The sequence below is a fragment of the Acetivibrio mesophilus genome (assembly GCF_004102745.1).
Lineage (GTDB): Bacteria > Bacillota > Clostridia > Acetivibrionales > Acetivibrionaceae > Hungateiclostridium > Hungateiclostridium mesophilum.
The window spans coordinates 23,600-43,944 of the sequence record NZ_RLII01000021.1 but is presented as its reverse complement, the minus strand read 5'-3'; the positions used below and the strand labels follow the sequence as shown (position 1 = coordinate 43,944).

The window sequence follows — 20,345 nt, the reverse complement described above, 5'->3', positions numbered from 1 at the left end:
ATGAAAAAAATTAGGGCAAAAAAAAAGCTGTGATAAACAGCTTTATTATGAGTTTTGAAGAATCTCGATTAAATCTTTATAAACTTGTTTATGATGCCCTCTATCTCCATTGCATTCATATTTTTCGCCAGTACCAGCTCACTAATGAGAATCTGCTTTGCACTGTTTAGCATTTTCCTCTCGCCGGTCGAAAGTCCTTTTTCCCTATCCCTCAGCATCAGGCAGCGAACAACGTCTGCCACTTCATAAATATTACCGCTTTTAATCTTACCCATGTTTTCCCGGTATCGCTTATTCCAGTTTGAATTTGAAGGAATAGCTTTATTTCTCAGTATTAAAAAAACCTTTTCTGCATCCTCTTCACTTATTACTTCCCTTATGCCAATACCATCCACATTTTGAGTTGGTATCATTACTTTCATTTCTCCAATAGGAATTTTTACTACGTAATAGCTTTGTTTGTTTCCTAAAATTTCCTTTTCCTCGATAGATTCTATTACACCTGCACCATGCATTGGATACACAATTTTATCACCGATATTATACATATACACTCCTCCAATAAAACAAAAAAACAAAATAGTATCAGAATTTCTAATATATCTTCTAATTTTGATTTCATTTGTGAAATTTTGATATTAAAATTAAGAATAATGATGTTCTATCAAATGGTACATCCCTATATATTTAGTATACTACAAAGTCATTTTATTGTCAAAATATTTTATTGTAGCATGGGACAGAGCGTGTGTCAATAATATTTTTTTGCCATATAACAAAGTATACCAAAAATGGGGGAGTATATATTATTGGTGTTACCATATATTAATTCAGTAATAGACCTCTACCAGATACAAACCTTCTGCCGGAGCTGTTCTTCCTGCTCTCTTTCTATCCAGGCTTTCAATAATCTTCGGTATATCATCGGCATCTATCCTTCCCATACCTACATCCACTAAGGTTCCGACTATTATCCTCACCATATTGTACAAAAAGCCATTACCGGATATTTCAAAGCTTATTATTTTATCGTCCCTTTCAAGCACTGCTTCCGTAATGGTCCTGACAGATGTTTTGACACTGCTGCCGCTCGCCCTAAAGGAGGAGAAATCGTGGGTGCCGGGAAAGTATGACGCTGCCTTTTGCATGCTTTCAAAATCCAGTTCGTAGGATACATGATAGGCTCTGTTTCTTAGGATCGCAGATGGAAATCGGGAGTTGTAAATTAGATATCTGTACTTTTTGCCTTTTGATCTAAACCGGGCATGAAAATCTAAGCTTACTTCCTGGGAGTCTTTTATTACTATGTCATCGGGAAGTAGTCTGTTTAGAGCATAAGAAAATCTGTCCCCGGGTATACTGGAATTCGTCATAAAGTTTGCTACCTGCCCCAGTGCGTGCACTCCAAAGTCAGTCCTGCTTGAGGCTGTAAGTTCAACCATCTCTCCAGTAAGCCCTTTTATCGCCCTTTCAATTGTGTCTTGGACTGTTTTTGCATTCTTCTGCGTTTGCCAGCCATGATAATTCGTACCGTCGTATTCAATAATTAACTTTACATTCCTCATAATATCTTCCTTACACTTTTTTGCTTCTTTAAATATCAAAAGCCCGGGACATCAAGTCCCTTCGCTTTTGCCTCTTTCATTCCAAGAGGCCAAATTTAAGGGGGCAAAAGCCCGTCGCCTTTGCCCCCTCGCAGCCTTTTAAACTAGCATCCTTTTCCCAGCATTGCAGCACCGATTATTCCTGCGTCATTGCCCATTTCTGCCGTTTTAAGCACAGTTTGAGGTATGTCCTCTTTGCTGTAAACTCCCTGTCTTATAAGCTCCCTCAGAGGCTTTAAAAGATATTCGCCTTCCTTGCATATTCCTCCGCCTATTACCAGTACCTCCGGCATGAATATATTTATCATATTGATAAGTCCTTCGGCAATATATTTTATATACTGCTGTACTACCATCTCTCCGGTTTTGTCACCCTGCTTTGCTGCATCAAAAGCTGTTTTTGCATCAATTTTGGATAAGTCACCTTCAACAAGCTTGTTTATTAGTGACTCAGGATTTTCCTGTGCGGCCTTTTTGGTCTGTCTAATAAGGGCAGTTGCCGAAGCATATGCTTCCCAGCAACCCATTCTTCCACAAGAACACGCCTCACCATCCACCATTAAAACCGTGTGACCCAGCTCTCCTCCTGCATAGTTGAAACCACTGTATGTCTTGCCGTCTATCACAACTCCTCCGCCAATTCCAGTGCCCAGAGTAATGGTTACGGATATTTTTGCCCCCTTTGCCGCCCCGGCAACACTTTCAGCGAGTGCTGCACAGTTTGCGTCATTATCAAGATATACGGGCAAATCAATATATTTTTGCATCTCAGACCTTATAGGAACATTCCGAAAATTCAAGTTGTTGTTGTAGACAAGGATTCCATCCTTGCAGTTTGGCGTTCCGGGACTTCCAACCCCGATATTCTTGACCTGGTCAACACTGACACCTGCATCCTTTATTACCTTTTGGGTAAGCATTGCCATATCCTTAATTATCTCCTGGTATGGCCTTTCCCTCAATGTAGGAACACTGTCCTTATGCAATATTTTACCCTCTTCATTTACCAAGCCTATGGCAATATTCGTTCCGCCAAGATCAATCCCAATGTAATACATTTTATTCCTCCTAGTACAATATACTTGTAAGCAAATAACATACCATTACCTGCTGCAATTACCAAACCTTATTAAATTTGACCAACTTCGTTGTTTCAACATTCAATGTATATTATATACTAATTTTTTGCACTTGTAAAAGTACTTGTGCACCTTAAAAATATATTATACAGTAAAAACCTTGCGCAAACACCTTTAGCGAATCCAATAAAAATCAATTCGGAACATAATTGTGAGTAAAATTTATTATCGAAGTTATAAGTAATTTGGAAAAGTAATTAATTCTATTGGACAGTTATGTTTTTGTAGACTTTATATCCTTTATTAGACTAAGCATTTCATCAAATTCGCTTAAATTAAGCTGTTGTTTGCTATCGGAAAGGGCAAAAACAGGATTAGGATGCACCTCTATCATAATACCATCAGCCCCGGCCGAAAGAACTGCTTTCGCAATGCTATTAACAATATCTTTTCTGCCAAGTGAATGACTTAAGTCAGCTATGATTGGTAGCTTTGTTTCTTTTTTAATAATGGGGATTGAAGAAATATCAAGGGTATTCCTTGTTTTTGTCTCGCAAGTTCGGATTCCTCTCTCACACAAAATCACATTTTTATTACCTTCCAACACAATATATTCTGCAGCAAACATCAATTCTTCAATAGTTGCACTAAGCCCTCTTTTTAATAATACTGGACGATTAGTATGACCAACCTCTTTTAAAAGTTCAAAATTCTGCATATTTCTTGCCCCTATTTGCAGTATGTCTACATATTTTGAAACCAATTCCACATCTCTGGTATCAACAACTTCAGTTACACTTATCAATCTATATAGTTTAGACACTTCATGAAGTATCTTCAGACCCTCTTCTTTTAAACCTTGAAAGTCATATGGAGATGTTCTTGGCTTATAGGCGCCACCTCTTATAAATTTAAGACCTTTTTCTTTTAAAAATTTAGCTATGATTTCAAGATATTCAAGTCTTTCGACAGCACACGGCCCCGCAATTATAATGGGTTCGCTATTATCAAATCCAAACATTTCTCCAATACTACTAAAGCATTGATTGGAGCTGGAGCTGATTAATAACTTTTTTTGACGACTTATACCCATGAACTTCAACGAAGTAGAAAATATGATGGAGAATATTTCCTCAATAAGTTCATCATATAGCGGTCCATTATTTTTACTTAAGATTTTCTCCATCATTTCAGACTCATATTCCGGACTAAAATACTCTGTACATATTTCATCTTTCAATTCCGACATTTCCTTGATCAGTTTCATTCTTTTATTAACTATTTCAAGAATAGAAAGATTTAGATAATCAATTTCCTGTATTAAGCTTTTTAGTTCTTCACTCATAATCAAAACCCTCTTATGGTATAATTCAAATTATCCTTCCATTTTTCATTTCAATATTCCGACCTAGATATTGATATTTCAATGTAAGCCCCCCATTAAGCTGGGTATTAACTCATTATGTTAATACATCATATATTTCTAACGCAAATAACAGCCATTATTGATGTCAAAAACTGCTCCTGTATAATGTTTTGCCGCATCGGAAATTAGAAATATTGCAGTATTGGCCACTTGTTCTGGTGTAAGTGGCTCAGAAATAAGTTCTCTCTCCCTATATTGAGCTAATCTGCTACTTGAAATTGTCTTCATCATTGGGGTATCTATTATTCCAGGAGCTATAGCATTCACTCGAACATAAGGGGAAAAATTCATTGCATTGCTTTTGGTCAAACCGATCAGTGCTGCTTTCGATAAGCCATATATCGCATCGGAACTGCTTTCTTGTCCAGATACCGATGACATATTTATAATACAGCCGTGTTCTTTATTACGCATCTTGTATTGAGCGAATTTTTTAGAAAAGTAAACAGCGGACTTAATATTTACTTCCAACACCCTATCTATTTCTTCTTGAGTGTAATCTAAGATAGATTTGCCATAATAAATACCAACATTGTTTATTAAGCAATCCGGGTAACCCGTATATCCTTCAATTTCGCTAAAAAATAATTCCACCTGCTCCATTTTAGAAGCATCAAAAACAAAAGGAATGATATTGTTTTTACCCTTTTCTTTTTCCAAACGCTCTAAACCATCAGAATCAATATCCACTGCAATAACTATTGCTCCACAATCAACACTTTGTGCTGCTATTGCTTTTCCTATTCCCGAAGCGGCTCCTGTAATAATTATCTTCTTATTGCTTAAATTAAGCATAATCTATTTCCTTCCCTAAAATATGTATTCATAACATATAGCTTTGACCCAATTTAATGATATAGTTACTCCTCTTTTTGGTTTACACTCATTGCAATATAATCGGATATGCTTTTAACGTCAGATATAGCATCACTCATTAAGAAATCATTCTCAAATCGTATTTTAAATTTTCTTTCAAGAGACACAATAAGCATTGTATAGTCCAAAGAACTGATACCAATATCGTTTATCATATGACTTTCCAAAAATATATTTTCTTTTTTTGTTATTTTTTTTATAGTGTCAAGTACTTTTTTTTGAATATCGTCCACATTAATCCCCCTTAATATCGTTAATGAAACTATCCATCAGCTGTACCAAGCCCGCAGCACTACGAAGTAATCATTCTTGTGTAAATAGCCGGGATATTCCCCATCATTCAACAGCATTCTATTGATACTTTTTTTTATTCTATATCCACTGTCAATTAATACATTGACTACATCGTTATACACAGTATTTATTCCCAATAACAATTCCTTTTTCGGATTCAAACAGGCTAATTCAAAAATAGCCTTTCTAATTATGTCATTTCTATATTTATGCCTGCCAACTGCCCCCCACACATATGGAAAGCACAATTCACAGTAAGCAAAAAAGCCTATAGGGTTATCATTTTCTAAGGCAACAACAACATTCCCCTTTTCACCAACTGTAGTTCTAATATCATTTGAATAATCCACCCCATTTAGCTGTGTCAAAGTGCATTCCCTTATTTTATTTACTACAAAATCTTGCTCTGTTTGTGATAGCAACGATAAATTTATGGTTTTTACTCCCGGGATGTCAATATATTGTGAATTTCGTGAGGCTTCTAGCATTAGGGTAGGATAAACCGTCTTAAATCCCAGCCTATAATAAAATCCAATATTATCGCATTTTTCCGGAAGAACCTCCAAACCAATTACAGAGCATCCTTTTGCTTTAAGGTGCAAAACAGCAGCATCAAGCAGTTTTTTCCCGATTCCATATTTCCTGTACTCAGGAAGCACCCCTATCGGTCCTATATAGCTCTCTTTTCCAAAAGTTTTTGAAAACACATATCCAATAATATCATCACCTTTTTTAGCAACAAAACACCCTTCTAAATCATTAAAAGTTAGGAGTTGTAGATTTCTCATACTCCTAGAACTTTTTCTTTCAAAACATATTTTATCCACTTCAATAAGGGACTCAAAATCTTGAGGATGCATACATACAATATCCACAAAAACACTCCCATTAAATTAATAGCTTTTTTTATAGTACCTGCTTCAACTTCTCTTGCAATACTTTATAATTCACTTTTCCTAGTTCATTTTTAGGAATTATATCTATAAAAATTATTTTTTTAGGGCATTTTAGTTGAGAAATGTTTTGCTTAACGTATGATAAAACTTTTTCTTCGGAAATGTCTACATCCGGTGAAGAAACAACAAAAGAATATATTTCTTCACCATACATCTCGTCTTCAAATCCAATTGTCGCTACATCTATAATGCCAGGATATCTAAGAATGGTTTCACTTACTTCATTAGGATAAACTTTAATACCACCTTTATTTATTATCTCTTTTTTTCTCCCTGTCAAATAAAGGTAATTATCCTCATCTATATATCCTGTATCCCCTGTATAAAACCATTTCCCATCATACACCTTTGATGTGCTAATAGTATTATTATAATAGCCTCCAAACAAAAACTCACTGCTTACCAAAATTTCCCCGTCTTCTGCTATACAAACTTCCCTGTTTTTAGGAATTTTACCTACCGACCCACATCGATACTCAATTTTCGGGGAATAGTAAGCTATTAATAAAGTTTCTGTAAGTCCGTAATTGTCATAAACTTTTGTATTATATTCTGCTTCAAACCTAAAAAGTATCTCCGGATCTAATCTTGCCGAGCCACACAGCACATGTTTCAACATTCCCTTAATTTTGTCATCAAATCGATCTTTGACCGCAATTAGCAAAGATAACATAGATGGCACACATATCATTGTATTGCCCTTAAAATCGCAAACCAATTTATCAAAATTCAGTGCTACATAAGTGCCGAAATCTGGAGCAAGAATAACAGTAGAACCAAAAAGGAAAGGCAATAACGTTGAAAAACACCATCCATCCGCATGATATACCGGCATTGGCTGAATTATACGGGTATTTGCATCAAAATCAAAGTCTTCCCCAAATTCACGAAAACCGTTTAGAACAGCTTTTAGCTTTAGAACTACACCCTTAGGCTTCCCGGTAGTGCCGGATGTGTACATTATTGCGGCTGTCTCAGAATATTCAAATTCTGTATTTATAGTGTCTTCAGCGTGCCTCTCTCTATTTAAAAAACTCTCCATCTCAACATAGTGAACTAAAGAGCTTAAACTGTGACTTTTTTCTTCTTCCCTAGACCTAGTTAATATTATTGAAGCCAAAGTATCTGACACTATCGATTGTATTTCAGTACTTTTGACATCAGGATTCACCGGTACAGGTATTGCACCTAAACAAAGTACTGAAAAGTACGAAATAACATACTCTATTTCATTCCTAAAAGATAATACTATTCTATCTCCTTTAGATACACCCATTTGAGTTAATTCATCTTTCAATATCATGCAGCAATTCAAAAGCTGTCCATATGTAACGGTTCTTTGTGTAAAAGGCTCAATGATAAAAATGTGTTCTCTGTTTTCCTCACATTTTTTAATAAAGTCAAGCATTTCCAAGTTCCCCCACCTACTTACCAAATGGCATATTCGTATTTATAAAAATAATTCTTAAATTATTGCTTTAAAAACAATGTCACGAAAAAATGAGCTTTGAACCTCTTTGTTTTCAGACATTGTTTGAAAATTGCTCAAATAAACTCCACTGTCAGTTACAGTTCTTAAATACTCTCTATTTAACGCCGAACAAAAATATCCAGGTGCTGAAACATAAATATATTTGTCGGTTTTATCTAATGAGGTACTTATAAAAACAATGTACTCAGTATTTGAAGATATCTTCAGAGGTTCTGATAATTTGAATTCCATCCAACCACTTGCACTGCATTCGATATTCCAATAAATTGGACCTAGCTCCACTTCACCAGTTCTACAATTCAAAATCTGTATTTGATGCAACCCGCTTTCATTTGATGCAGAATAAAATCTCACTCTTTCAATCTCTCCCGGGACAACCGAATAAAACTTTGTACCCAATAATAGAGGCTCCTGAGATATATTCTCGCGAACTGGAAATTCCCTTGTAAATATTGTATTATATTCAGGTAATCTTTCTTTTTTTAACTTTATATTAATTTCTTTTGCTAAATCTTTATTTTCCAATGGATAACTAGATTCCAGTATAAACCCGCTATACTCTGAAAAAACTGTAACTTCCGTCGGGTAATTGGAGCTTCTTATAGTTATTCTAACTATATCCTCTTCTTGAAAATATTCTGCCCTCTCGATATAAGATTGACTGAGCTCTCTAACATACATAGCAGCTTCATCTAATGTAGGAAATCTTAATTCATAGCTCGATAAATTGGATACAACTCCTGCAATTATGGTTCTCCAATCTTTGGGGGTAATATTTGAAATAAACTTTCCTCTCCATGTGTCTTCATGCGTAAAAAGATTTGCAAATATCTTACTGTCAAAACAGCGTTTAAGAATTAAAGTCCCATTTTTGATTGCTTCATCAACATCAATATTTTCAGAATCATCTTTTTTGAAGTCAAACCATTCGTACCCATTTATATCTCTAATTTCAGTAATTATATTAAAAAACGAAGCTGACTCATTTGATTCTAAGAATCTGTCTGCATAATAAAATGGTCTATTAACTGTCGAAATCTCCATAGGATTTCCATCAACGCCTTCAAAATGTCTCCTATAAGGGCCGGCTTTCAACCAGGGATTGCCAATTCCACCGGCAGCCCCCCCACTATCCAATTCATATGGCAACCCTATAAATTCAACCCCTAAATACTTAAGAACAGGGATTGCATTAGAAGTCAAATCATACGCATGAGGAATGAAATATTTTGAAAGAGGAAATTCGCCTCCTACAGTTTCAAACCACTCTTTAATTGTTTTTAATATGCCATGGGTTGTCTCATCATCATTTGAAAAAATTCTTCCAAACAACTCAACTCCATGGAATTGAGCAGTTATTTTACCTTCAGTTATTAGCTCGCGCATTTTGTCCAAAGCTTTAGGTGAAATATCTTCATAAAAAAAACCAATCCATGGCTTAAATCCGTATTCTGAAGCAATATCCACCCATTGAAACGGATTCTCAGAGTAATACCCATGATCTCCACAACAATCATCTACTCTAATAGTAGCAAAATTAGGAATCATTCTTGCAACAAAGGGTTTCTTTGCAGCCCATACAATGCTCCTCCACAATAAATCATCCATATTCCATAAAGGTCCTCTTATCGAAGGGTCTATCCACTTATAACTTAGCCATTGTAAAAATCGGCCTTCAAAAGCGGATTTGCAAAATATAAAAGGCACATCATCGGCATAGGCTAAATTTTGGACATTTTCTGACAGTATTACCCTATGAATGCTCATAACGGCATTGTTATTTACTTCATTTTTAAATTCAATAACTTCTTCCGGAAATTTCAATGCAGTAACATAATGTGGCTCTGAGCTAATCACTATTTTGCTAGTATTAACAATAGAATCACTAAGGACAAAAAAATCATCTAAAATATTGGAGTATGCATCAAAACTTACTATACCAGTGCCCTTCTTTAACGATTTGAGCAACAATTCCTTCTCGGAAACAGTCCAACTCGAATCATTTGATAATTCGAGATGATTATGCCCTAAGATTATCAACTGATAATTACAATCAGATAATGTTCCATGAGCCCTATCATGTATGATATAAGGTATTCCAAAAACTTTAATATACGGCAAAATATATTTATCAAAATCATCAAAGCTTTCAGATGCCGAATTAACAATTATTAATACTCTTAAATCCATAAAAAACTCCTTACTGCCAATCCGCGATGACAATCTATAGTTCTAACCTATTAGTTGTTAACCCAATTTTGAATATCTTTTAATCGTTCGATAATCGGCAAATGCTGTGTACACTTATTCTCGCACACTCCACATCCGGTACAGAGGCTTGCATTTTCCGTACTCAATCCCCAGTCTAACCGTAAACAAACAAGACCTTGCTCAAGACCTTTTAACATCTTTTGATTATATGCAATCATCAGCTTTGGAATCTCAACACCTTGAGGGCACTTTTCGCAATATCTGCAACCGGTACAAAGCTCATTGAGTGTTTTAGACAACTTTTTTTCTATTGCTTGTAGCCTGCTTTCATCAATAGTTCTTATTTCATTGCAGTATCTTACGTTTTCATACAACTGCTCTAGATTAGAAAATCCAACCAGCACTGTTGTTATTTCTTTATGCGAAAGATTAAATCTTAATGCAGTCTCCACTACAGATTTATCGTTGTCGGATTTAATAAACTCAAAATAGTTGGCATTTAGGGGTATAATTCCCCCATCTAAAGGATTCATGGTCGCAACTCCCCATCCACTTTCATAAGCCGCTTTTAATCCATTCTTCCTATAAGGAAAGTTTAAAATATTATACCCTATAGTAATGCCGTCAAATAGATTATCCTCAATTATTGAAGCAATCTCATCTCCGTGGCAATGCGTAGAAATAACAATATGCTCAATCAGCCCTTCTTCTTTTGCCTTAAGTGCTGCTTCATAGGCTCCATTTTTTACAATTCTGCTTTTATAATCGTCCATATTAAGCACGCACCATATATGAAAAAAATTAATTTTGTCTACATTCATTCTACGTAAGGATCTTTCAAGATCCTTACGTAGTTCGAGTCCTGACTTGGCGATACTCTTTGTGGAGACATAAAATTCCTTTGTCATATTTTTGAATGCCTCCCCAAAGATATATTCACCTTGATCATCATTGTATCCCGGAGCAGTATCAAAGTAATTTATTCCAAGCTTGTTTGCTTCAGCTAAAAGCTCCACGCATTTATCAATATTATATCGCCCATTTTCTTTCTCAAACCTCATGCCCCCAAATCCAATAGCAGAAACAAGCTTTTTAGTTTTACCATATTCTTTATAAATCATCTCAATATCCCTTCCAAAACTGTTTATTCTCCTAGATTTTGCGTATGAGGTCCATTAATAATTCATGTTTAAGTTTTTAGTGTCGTAATAAACATAGGTATCTTCTCATCTGCCACATGAAAACCACATCTTTTATAAAACTCCAAAGCTTTCGGATATGCTATTAAAACTTTTCTTAAATAGTCTTTGTATTCCTCCAGCATCAGGGACATAAGTTTCTCACCAATTCCTTGTCCATGGTAATCTGCATGCACCAATAAAAAATGTATATACGCTGTCATCACACCATCTGATAAGCAATTTACCAATCCAACCAACTTATCTCCATCCCAAGCAGAGTATACGGAAGATGAATTTTTCATTGCAACTTTAAGCTTCTCAGGATAGTTTCCCGAATCCCATTTTACTGATAGAAACAAATCTCTTAGTTGCTCTACTTCAAAATCTTTTATGTTTTTATATTCAATGTTCATAGTAAACTTGTATGATATAGTCAATGACTAAACCATACTCTCCTTTCTTTTATTTTTTTATAATCCTATCGGTAAATCTTATTTAAGGCCAAAACACAATGATTATACATTGCATGCTTTTGCCCACACTATTATCCTATACTTCAAAATTTCTTATTAGATCTTCTAATGTATCCCTTCTTCTAATTAATCTATCAGTCCCATCAGAGCAAATCAAAACCTCTGCTGGTCTTAATCTGCAATTATAATTTGATGCCATTGCATACCCATAAGCACCTGCATTCAATACTGCAATTATGTCTCCCTCTTGAATTTTCTGCAGCTCTCTGTCTTTTGCAATTATGTCACCGCTTTCACAAATGTTACCGACAATATTGACAGTTTCTTTTATATCATCAAAGTCATTCTTACTAATAACTGCCACTTCATGATAGGAATTATACAATACAGGTCTAGAAAGTACATTAAATCCAAGATCGGTTCCCACATATTTAGTGCCATAATTATCTTTAACTGAATATACTTCACCTAATAGAATACAGCACTCTGCTACCAAGTATCTACCCGGCTCGACTTTAAAGATAATATCCTTGTTCTCATACTCAGCTACAAACTCAACTATCAATTCTTTAAGCTTTTCGCCCAGTTTTGCCAAGTCCAATCTTCCTTCATTATCTTTGTAGGGGACTCCAAACCCTCCTCCAAAATCTACAAATCTTAGATTTTCGAATTCCTTTGCTATGCTCAATAGTGTAATAGCAGACTCTATATATGCATCTCCTTCCAGAAACAACGAGCCTATGTGCTGATTTATTCCGACTAAGTTAAGGTTATATTTTTTCAAAATATCTTTGACCTGAGGAATAAAATCTCTTTGTACTCCAAATTTTGTCTTTTTGCCTGCAGTTACAACCTTTTCATGATGACCGGCACCCATTCCCGGATTGAATCTGACAGCTACATCCCCGCCGGCATTAATCTTTCCGAAAAGCTCCAATTGAGATAACGAATCTACGCTAACCAAAATATTCCTTTCAATTGCATATTTCATTTCATCGGCTGAAACATTATTCCCAATATAGAATATTCTTTCCGCAGGAAAGCCGGCTTTTTGTTGAATAAAGATCTCTCCAGGAGACATTGCATCTACATCAACCCCTTGCTCTTTTACTATTTTTAGTAGTTCAAGATTTCCATTCGCCTTTGCGGAAAAATTTACTCTAAAATTTTTAATGGGCATTAAATTTTTCATTTCAGAGCATCGCAACTTTAAAATATCTTCATTATAAACATATAAGGGACTGCCGTATTTCTCAATAAGTTCATAAGCTTTTTCTTTGCTAATAAATAGATTAGTCATTTTTATCCTCCAAACATTGTTTTTTCATTATAATAATATAATTTAACTATAAAAGTAAACTACTTCAAAAATTATATATCTTTATTACAAGTAGAAAAAACTATTTATGAACTAATACTATTTATTTAGAATTAACTCCATATCCAAGTCAAGTCTACTAATCACTTCATTAACATGTTCCATGTTTAATTCATAATCTTTCCCATAAAATAAATCATAGTACTTTTCCCTTGGTGCCTTACCAAACCTTATCAAGTCTGAAAAAGGTGCAACAAACCCATCATATCCCAACCTATGCTTATCCACATAGCACATAGTATCCAGTATCTTGCATCTGGTTTTTAATGGGTTGGAGTTTTTCACAGTAAGAAGGTCAAGCTCCTCGAGCTTTTTTACAACTTCATCTTCACTATAGTCCCAAACATGAAACGGTAGTATAACTTTCAGCTTCTTTTCCGAATCGTTCTTTGCATTCCACATATAAAGCTTATCGTTTTTATTAAAGCTTTCTGAATTTAAAAATTCCTTTTCCCAATTGGAGTTTATATGGTCATATGGAACTTCATAAAAATACCTATTTACTTGCTCAGGAGATAATCCTATGAATACTAGCGGAATATTAAATGATGCCGCAACCCTCATAACAGAACCTTCAAGTATATCTGAACAGTCTCCACACATCGAGTCAAACACCGCTTTTGATTTATAATTATAAAACTTGTATTTAAAGAATCTTTCCATAAAACCTGAATTTATCTTAAAAGTGACTAAATCTATGCCTAACTTCTGAGGAACAGTATTAATATTTTCTATAGTAACATTAGGCATAAAACCGTGATCAACAGCTATTGCCAGTACATTTAGTTTATACTTTTCTTTTAAAACCCATAGCAAGTACGTACTATCTTTACCACCGCTAAATCCAACAGCACAGTCATATTGCCCTTTTCCCCGAACCGATTCGATTATTTCATCGATTTCTTTTATACATTTCGCTTTATACTCCGGCGAAACATTCCTCTCCTTAGCCACTGTTTTATTGCTTGTACAATAACTACAGATACCATCTTCATTGAACTCAATATCTCTAAACGTCGTCGGTAAAATACATTTTTTGCATATAACAACTTCTTTTGCTTCCATAAGGAAACCTCCCCTTTTATGAATGTTTAGTTTTATTGGAATTCTAAATTTCTCTTAAGGCATCCTCCAACTGTAAATTTGCATTACCACTTTTTACGTATTTAATAATAATTGGAGTTTGCAGCGATAACTTAACGTTATCAAAAATCTGCTTTTCAATCATTCTCGCTCCCGGAACAACAACAGCACCCTCAGGTATTGTTAAAGGCTTTGAATCTGTTCTCGAATAAACTCTGTTATGTACTATATCAAAAACCCCTATGCTCCCGGTAATTATAGTACCTGCTCCAATTACTGCACCTTTTTTGATAATTGTGCCATCGTAAATCCCACAATTACCTCCGATAAAAACATTATCTTCAATAATAACCGGGAATTCTCCTACCGGCTCAAGCACTCCTCCTATCTGAGAGCCAGCACTCAAATGAACTCTTTTCCCTATCTGTGCACAAGAGCCAACTAATGTATTTGAATCAATCAAAGTATCCTCACTTACATATGCTCCAATGTTTATAAAACATGGTGGCATACATATGACGCCTGGCGCAATATACACACCATCTCGAATTGTCGCACTCTGTGATACAACGCGAACTCCATCCTCATACGTTAACTCTCTCTTTCCTAATGTACTTTTATCAAAATATCTATCCTCGCAATTTGATCCATATTCTTTAGTTGTTCCATATCGGAACCCATGAAGTATAAATTGCTTAACCCAGTAATTAACCTTCCATTTATTTTTAATCTTTTCTGCAACTCTAATTTTGCCCTTATTCAGTTCAGACTTGAAATCCGAAAAAAGCTTAGAAAACTCTTCCTGACTGTAACTCTCCGGATTATTTAGAAAATCAATATATTTCGTATTAGTAACTGTACCATCACTAATATCTTTTGTAATATTTATAACATTCTCAATAGCCATGCATAATCCCCCATGTTCTTTTCATTTATCACAGTTAGTCAGACAGATATTTTCTTGCAATCCCATATAATAATTCCAGCCCAATAAGCATTGGTTTTTCTCCTACATAAAAATTCGGACTATGCTGAGGCCAATATTCTTCACCTTTACATCCTACTAAAACCAAAGCTCCAGGAACCTTGCGTAAAAAGTGAGAAAAATCCTCTGTGCACATTGTACTATAGTTGGTTATTATATTCTCTTTACCTACAACAAGTTCTGCTATTTGGGCAACAAGATTCGATTCTTCCTTCCAGTTTACTACGGGCGGATGCTTGAATCTGTACTTCACTATAGCTTTTCCACCCAAACTCGAAGCAATCGATGTAGATATTTCTTTAATCTTTGACGCAATTAATTCTCTAGTCTCATTTCTAAAAGTTCTACAAGTACCCCTAATTGCAACTTTTTCGCATATTGTATTATAATTGCACCCCCCGTTAAAAGATGTTACAGAAACAACAGCAGTATCAATAGGACTAATATTACGACTAACTATTGACTGCAAAACTACCACTATCTGTGATGCAATGTATATAGAATCCGAACATTTTTCAGGTAGTGCTGCATGTCCGCCTTTACCATAAACTTCTATTTCAAACTCATCCCCAGACGCCATTATTGGACCATCTTTTATACCGATGCAATCCTCATCCAATTCACTCCAAACATGAAGAGCAAATGCTTTGTCGACTTTCGGATTATCGAGCACTCCTTCATGTATCATTGCCTCTGCTCCTCCAAACCCCTCTTCACCAGGCTGAAAAACTAGTTTTACAGTACCTTTAAAATTGTGTTTGTCTTTAGCTAGCAGAGAGGCCAAACCCAATAATATAGCCATATGTGCATCATGTCCACAAGCATGCATTATACTCGTCGTTTCTTCTGGTATGGTTAGAACAGCATCCATATCAGCTCTAAACATTATACATGGAGAATCTTGCTTCCCCTTTAGTACTGCAACTACTCCTGTCGTTGCTATGTTTTCCTCTACCTGAAAACCAATTTCCTTTAGTCTACTTGAAATATACTTTGATGTTTTAAATTCCTTATAACCAAGTTCAGGATTACAATTAAAAAAGTTTTTATCTCGTAATAATTCATCTCTTATACTATAAACTTCATTTGTAATCTTCATAGTTACTCCTCACATTTACACGTTAAAGGATGTCAACTCAACATTTTCATCAAGATGAATCTCCTTACTTCTGGCTTTTTTAAAATAGTCATTATTTAATATTGTCCGTAAAGAGTTATCTTTATAGTTAAAATTCCTTATTCTTATTGCTCCACATGGCTGGACATACCCTGCTACATTTAGATAAACACTATATAAATGCTGTAGGCAATGATTAGAACGATCAATTTGCTTAATTTGCTTTATCTGAAACTCTTTTTCATCAATTTCACTAATAGTTTTCATAATATTAGCCAACTTTTTGCTGTCAGGTAGCAACTCATCAATATTTTCTAAGGATCGGCCTGTGGGATTGAGCAGCTCGATGTTGGGATAAATATTATTCATTCTGCAAAATCGCCAAATATCACATACTTCATCAATGTTTTTTGAGGTAACAACAAAAGATATTCCAAGCCTTAAGTTGTTATCATCTGGAACAGATTTTGTAAATCCTGCTTCTATTAGAGATTTCAACCCATACTGTATTTTTTTGTATGCACCATCCATTCCTGACAAGTAATCTTGCACTTCAGCCTTAAATGAATCACATTTTATCAATACTGAGCAATTATTTTCAAAGAGAAACTTTGCCAACTCAATATCCGTTGTAAGACCATTTGTAATAACAACAGGAATTAAGTCCTCTTGGTTAATATAAGTTACGAGTTCTTTAAAATGTGTGTATATTGTAGGTTCTCCACCGCCGATAATTACCACAGATTTTGCTCCCATCTCTTTTGCTTCTGAGATAAAATTTATAAGAGTATCAAAACCGACTTCGTCATCTAACGGTATCCCGCTATTCCAACCGCAATACCTACATCTCATATTACACAAGAGACTTGTTTCCACTCTGACCGATAGAATCTGTCCATTATCTCTTGCTTTCCTGCCAATGTCGTGCGAATAACTATAGCCCTTCAGTCTACTTGCTTCTTTCACAAAACTCCATCTCCTAACTCTTTCTTTTTAATACATTCCACCCCATAGCAATTGCACCAAAATCATGTATAATGTCTAAGGAGTATTTTATAGCACAATTCATTGTAGTAATGCATGCATCTACTTCGTTTGCTATCAGCATTTCGGCAGAATTACTGTTACTCTTAGAAATAATTAATTCTGCATTAGGATAATATTCTTTGGCCAAACTGCTTGGAGAAGCATGAGTCGCTATTTTTTTAACCTCTTTATCTTTTCCCTTTCCTGCTATTACGAGACTTGGTGTTGCAAGCTTAAAAACATCATGTATTTCAATGTGACATTTCTCCTGAAAAATAATAGATGCAATATTCTGATAAGCTGAAGGAATAATTACATAATCTGATTTGCTCTCTTTTAAAGCCAACACAGCTTCTTCAAACGAAGAATACAAAACAACCTCCCCTGCATAATTATTCTTATTGATATAAAACAAAGATGCCTGTTCGCTGCAAGTGCCTGCTGGTCCTAACGTCGATATTATTACTTTTTTAGGTGTGTTAGACTGATTTTCAATACTCCCAATATTAAAAGTCCTAACACACTCTTGATTAACTTTGTTACCTTTCCTTTTTAAAACCCAAGGACAAGCTTTAATACATTCTCTACAATCCTCAACTTTCACGCCCCCAAGCGTAAAGCTGAAAAGATTTTTCCTGCATATAGACTGGGTACACTGTTTTTCAGTTTGCAGGGCATTTACAGGACATGCGTTTACACATAGTTTGCATTCTTCGGGGCAAGGATTCCAATCAGCTATTGGATCAGGCTCAATTTCTATATCTGTTAATACGCAGGCCATACGTGTTAGTATTCCATAGTCCTTCGAAATAAAAATTGCAGACTTGCTAATTTTGCCTAGTCCAGCTGCTTCTGCAGCATGTCTGATTGATAAATCTCCCATGGCATATTGATTTTCTTCATCCCAAAAATAATAAGGAGCATGTGAAGGTATAGGTACAGCCAATCCTCCGTTTTTTTCAATCTCCCAGCTAACTTTCATAGCTATTTGATCCAACTCTAAATGTGTCGCTTCAATCACTTTATGATACAAGGTTGACGGAGCAAATAAAGCCCCAGTAGGAACAATAATTCCACAAACAATAACCGAGCGAACTGTCTTTAATAAATCTTTAGGGTGGTGCCCCTCAGGTGAACCGTCAAATCTGTCAATTGATGCTATTCCTACAAAATCAGTCCCATTACTTAATGCGAATTTTTTAATATACTCCGCCGATATATTGATTATTGACCCCATTATTTCACCTTTTCCCCTCAACTGAGATATAATAGTGGCTACAATGCTTTTTCTAATATTTTTATAAGACATCAAGAATTTTAGTATTAGGCTTAGAAGCTCTTAATCTCAAAGCATAGTTTAATTTTTTTTAATTTCCAAAAAAACAGTTTGATAATTCATATCATTTGAAGCAATAATATCCTTACCATAAACCAACATATTTTCGTCTTTTTCACGATATAGGCATTTATCCATATAGTCTTTAATATTTCTGACAAAATCGACATCATTAACATGTCCACCATATCCAAAATTATCTAGATAAAACTTAGAAGAATCTATTTCCAGCAAATTACTATAAACCTTGTCCCAAACATCATAATAAGTATTAGGTGGAATAATAATATCTACATCATCTATACTAATACCAAACTGTTCTACGGATTTTAGTATGAAGCAAGCTCCATTCTTGATTATATTCGAGCGAATCTGTAGTAAGCTTATGGCATTGCCTAAATTTTCCCTTTTGCTAAAACTACTTATTCCATTATTCAAAGCGCACCAATCTTTTATATTAATTAGACCGGGTCGGTTCTCAACTAAAACTAGTGATATACCGTCTCCCATAACTGTTAACCCAATAAATCTGTCCTTTATATCTATTTCCTTATTTATGGATAAAATCAGCATATATTCTCTATCAATTGGATTTAGCAGTTTTCTAGACAACCCCATTGCAAAAAGTGTTGAAACACAAGGTTGAAATATTGGAAGGATAACCGCATTTTTTAGTTTAAATTTTTCATGTATGTAATGTATAATCGAAATATCTCCATCCATCAAGACTCTATTTCCACCTACTAAATAACTTACTTCTGACGGATCTATTCCTGTATCGCAAAAAAGTCGTTCAACCATTTCAGTAATAATTTTTATCAAGTCATCTTCTTGAGCAAATGATGATACCTCATCAATTCGACTTTCTCTTTTGAACTGCTTGCAGAACTCTTCTATATTATCGCCTGGAATAATATGCTTTTCTTCACTCTTAGCTATTACTTCCTCAACTGTGATACTAGTCTGCGGAATAAAATAATCCATATACTTTATGCTAGTATTTAGCATGGATTTACCTCTCCAATCATGATTAAAATGTTCAAATTATACGTGTCCGTACCTCGCTTAAGCATTTCATCTATTTTTTCAAGATGATAGCTTTTAAATTGCTCCAAATCCTCATAATCTAACTCTTCTAAGAAACTCCTAAAGCCCGTACCCCAAATAACCGTCCACCATTCTTCAGCCTTTTTTATTTTATATTGCATTCTTTTGTCAATTGTTTTCACATTACTAAACCCAGCTATAACCAAATCACTTACATACTTTTCATTTAAGCTGCTAAAGTCTTTAGGATAGTTTTGAATAATGCCTTTTTCTCTTAGGTTCGCAAAATACTCTACGCTAAAAGGCATGAACGACTCTTCTGCAAAACAAGTTAATACAAAACTTCCGTTTCTATTCAATTTTTGCAAGACATTTTTAAAAAGCCGTACAGTATCTTTAATAAAATATGTTCCAAACGAACAGGTAATAAGGTCATATTTATATTCTAAAAACTCCAATGCTTCAATATCATGTATCTTAAATTCTATATTGCTGTTCTTGCTTTTTTTCATTTCTGCTTTTTTTAGCATAGATTCAGAAATGTCAATTCCAATAATCTTTGAATCAGTATATTTTTTTGATAATTCAAAAGCAGTATGACCCGTACCTGTAGCCAAATCTAATATACTTTTCACTCCTGACAGTTTCAATTCATTAACCATCAGTTTGGAACTATCTAAAAAGAAGTTCAATTCATCAGAATCGTAGAATTCTGACAATACGTTGAATCCACCCTTTATTTCATAAATTCCATCATTTTTGTCCATAATCAATCGCTATC

General features: G+C 34.8%; 19 protein-coding genes. All 19 read right to left on the bottom strand.

What is annotated here, in order from left to right; translation table 11 throughout:
- Positions 1-68: 68 nt before the first annotated feature.
- Entirely contained in the window at positions 69-548 is a 480-nt protein-coding gene (locus EFD62_RS13325; protein ID WP_069194963.1) for a CarD family transcriptional regulator, read from the bottom strand.
- Positions 549-830: 282 nt separating this feature from the next.
- Positions 831-1,565 carry a tRNA pseudouridine(38-40) synthase TruA gene (truA, locus tag EFD62_RS13320; protein ID WP_069196346.1) on the bottom strand — a complete coding sequence of 245 codons (735 nt, stop codon included), beginning with the start codon at positions 1,563-1,565 and terminating at the stop codon, positions 831-833.
- A gap of 143 nt (positions 1,566-1,708) precedes the next feature.
- Positions 1,709-2,662, bottom strand: coding sequence for an ROK family protein (locus EFD62_RS13315; RefSeq protein ID WP_069194964.1), 954 nt, complete (start codon positions 2,660-2,662; stop codon positions 1,709-1,711).
- A gap of 295 nt (positions 2,663-2,957) precedes the next feature.
- Positions 2,958-4,028 carry a bifunctional 3-deoxy-7-phosphoheptulonate synthase/chorismate mutase gene (locus EFD62_RS13310; RefSeq protein ID WP_172406050.1) on the bottom strand — a complete coding sequence of 357 codons (1,071 nt, stop codon included), beginning with the start codon at positions 4,026-4,028 and terminating at the stop codon, positions 2,958-2,960.
- Between the two features lie 138 nt (positions 4,029-4,166).
- Positions 4,167-4,904, bottom strand: coding sequence for an SDR family NAD(P)-dependent oxidoreductase (locus EFD62_RS13305; RefSeq protein WP_128706264.1), 738 nt, complete (start codon positions 4,902-4,904; stop codon positions 4,167-4,169).
- A 65-nt stretch (positions 4,905-4,969) separates the two neighbouring features.
- Positions 4,970-5,218 (bottom strand): acyl carrier protein, encoded by a 249-nt coding sequence (locus tag EFD62_RS13300; protein WP_069194966.1) that lies wholly within the window; start codon positions 5,216-5,218, stop codon positions 4,970-4,972.
- Positions 5,219-5,254: 36 nt separating this feature from the next.
- Positions 5,255-6,154 carry a GNAT family N-acetyltransferase gene (locus EFD62_RS13295; RefSeq protein ID WP_128706263.1) on the bottom strand — a complete coding sequence of 300 codons (900 nt, stop codon included), beginning with the start codon at positions 6,152-6,154 and terminating at the stop codon, positions 5,255-5,257.
- Positions 6,155-6,185: 31 nt separating this feature from the next.
- Positions 6,186-7,643, bottom strand: coding sequence for a class I adenylate-forming enzyme family protein (locus EFD62_RS13290; RefSeq protein WP_069194968.1), 1,458 nt, complete (start codon positions 7,641-7,643; stop codon positions 6,186-6,188).
- A gap of 57 nt (positions 7,644-7,700) precedes the next feature.
- A complete protein-coding gene (locus EFD62_RS13285; RefSeq protein WP_069194969.1) occupies positions 7,701-9,917 on the bottom strand; it encodes a DUF4082 domain-containing protein in 2,217 nt (738 codons plus the stop codon).
- 50 nt (positions 9,918-9,967) lie between these two features.
- Positions 9,968-11,059 carry an aldo/keto reductase gene (locus EFD62_RS13280; protein WP_069194970.1) on the bottom strand — a complete coding sequence of 364 codons (1,092 nt, stop codon included), beginning with the start codon at positions 11,057-11,059 and terminating at the stop codon, positions 9,968-9,970.
- 68 nt (positions 11,060-11,127) lie between these two features.
- Complete coding sequence (locus tag EFD62_RS13275) at positions 11,128-11,556, bottom strand: GNAT family N-acetyltransferase (protein WP_235832654.1); 429 nt, start codon at positions 11,554-11,556, stop codon at positions 11,128-11,130.
- A gap of 112 nt (positions 11,557-11,668) precedes the next feature.
- On the bottom strand, positions 11,669-12,892 hold the full coding sequence (gene lysA, locus EFD62_RS13270) for a diaminopimelate decarboxylase (protein ID WP_069194971.1): 1,224 nt from the start codon (positions 12,890-12,892) through the stop codon (positions 11,669-11,671).
- 117 nt (positions 12,893-13,009) lie between these two features.
- The gene (locus tag EFD62_RS13265; RefSeq protein WP_069194972.1) at positions 13,010-14,035 is read right to left on the bottom strand and encodes an adenine nucleotide alpha hydrolase family protein; all 1,026 of its coding nucleotides are present in this window, start codon (positions 14,033-14,035) and stop codon (positions 13,010-13,012) included.
- A gap of 43 nt (positions 14,036-14,078) precedes the next feature.
- A complete protein-coding gene (locus tag EFD62_RS13260) occupies positions 14,079-14,960 on the bottom strand; it encodes a 2,3,4,5-tetrahydropyridine-2,6-dicarboxylate N-succinyltransferase (RefSeq protein ID WP_083225178.1) in 882 nt (293 codons plus the stop codon).
- Between the two features lie 34 nt (positions 14,961-14,994).
- On the bottom strand, positions 14,995-16,137 hold the full coding sequence (locus EFD62_RS13255; protein ID WP_069194973.1) for a M20 metallopeptidase family protein: 1,143 nt from the start codon (positions 16,135-16,137) through the stop codon (positions 14,995-14,997).
- 15 nt (positions 16,138-16,152) lie between these two features.
- On the bottom strand, positions 16,153-17,121 hold the full coding sequence (locus EFD62_RS13250) for a radical SAM/SPASM domain-containing protein (RefSeq protein WP_128706262.1): 969 nt from the start codon (positions 17,119-17,121) through the stop codon (positions 16,153-16,155).
- Between the two features lie 13 nt (positions 17,122-17,134).
- On the bottom strand, positions 17,135-18,418 hold the full coding sequence (locus EFD62_RS13245; protein WP_162302515.1) for a prephenate dehydratase domain-containing protein: 1,284 nt from the start codon (positions 18,416-18,418) through the stop codon (positions 17,135-17,137).
- A 120-nt stretch (positions 18,419-18,538) separates the two neighbouring features.
- Positions 18,539-19,525, bottom strand: coding sequence for a hypothetical protein (locus tag EFD62_RS13240; RefSeq protein ID WP_069194976.1), 987 nt, complete (start codon positions 19,523-19,525; stop codon positions 18,539-18,541).
- Positions 19,519-20,331 (bottom strand): class I SAM-dependent methyltransferase, encoded by an 813-nt coding sequence (locus EFD62_RS13235; RefSeq protein WP_128706260.1) that lies wholly within the window; start codon positions 20,329-20,331, stop codon positions 19,519-19,521. Before EFD62_RS13235 ends, EFD62_RS13240 begins: the two co-directional genes overlap by 7 nt.
- Positions 20,332-20,345 lie beyond the last annotated feature (14 nt).

Bases quoted from the DNA above. Each gene is read 5' to 3' on its own strand.
- lysA (WP_069194971.1), bottom strand. From the start codon at position 12,892: ATGACTAATCTATTTATTAGCAAAGAAAAAGCTTATGAACTTATTGAG.
- EFD62_RS13315 (WP_069194964.1), bottom strand. From the start codon at position 2,662: ATGTATTACATTGGGATTGATCTTGGCGGAACGAATATTGCCATAGGC.
- EFD62_RS13290 (WP_069194968.1), bottom strand. From the start codon at position 7,643: ATGCTTGACTTTATTAAAAAATGTGAGGAAAACAGAGAACACATTTTT.
- EFD62_RS13245 (WP_162302515.1), bottom strand. From the start codon at position 18,418: ATGGGGTCAATAATCAATATATCGGCGGAGTATATTAAAAAATTCGCA.
- EFD62_RS13255 (WP_069194973.1), bottom strand. From the start codon at position 16,137: ATGAAGATTACAAATGAAGTTTATAGTATAAGAGATGAATTATTACGA.
- EFD62_RS13280 (WP_069194970.1), bottom strand. From the start codon at position 11,059: ATGATTTATAAAGAATATGGTAAAACTAAAAAGCTTGTTTCTGCTATT.
- truA (WP_069196346.1), bottom strand. From the start codon at position 1,565: ATGAGGAATGTAAAGTTAATTATTGAATACGACGGTACGAATTATCAT.
- EFD62_RS13235 (WP_128706260.1), bottom strand. From the start codon at position 20,331: ATGGACAAAAATGATGGAATTTATGAAATAAAGGGTGGATTCAACGTA.
- EFD62_RS13260 (WP_083225178.1), bottom strand. From the start codon at position 14,960: ATGGCTATTGAGAATGTTATAAATATTACAAAAGATATTAGTGATGGT.
- EFD62_RS13240 (WP_069194976.1), bottom strand. From the start codon at position 19,525: ATGCTAAATACTAGCATAAAGTATATGGATTATTTTATTCCGCAGACT.
- EFD62_RS13325 (WP_069194963.1), bottom strand. From the start codon at position 548: ATGTATAATATCGGTGATAAAATTGTGTATCCAATGCATGGTGCAGGT.
- EFD62_RS13305 (WP_128706264.1), bottom strand. From the start codon at position 4,904: ATGCTTAATTTAAGCAATAAGAAGATAATTATTACAGGAGCCGCTTCG.
- EFD62_RS13265 (WP_069194972.1), bottom strand. From the start codon at position 14,035: ATGGAAGCAAAAGAAGTTGTTATATGCAAAAAATGTATTTTACCGACG.
- EFD62_RS13285 (WP_069194969.1), bottom strand. From the start codon at position 9,917: ATGGATTTAAGAGTATTAATAATTGTTAATTCGGCATCTGAAAGCTTT.
- EFD62_RS13310 (WP_172406050.1), bottom strand. From the start codon at position 4,028: ATGAGTGAAGAACTAAAAAGCTTAATACAGGAAATTGATTATCTAAAT.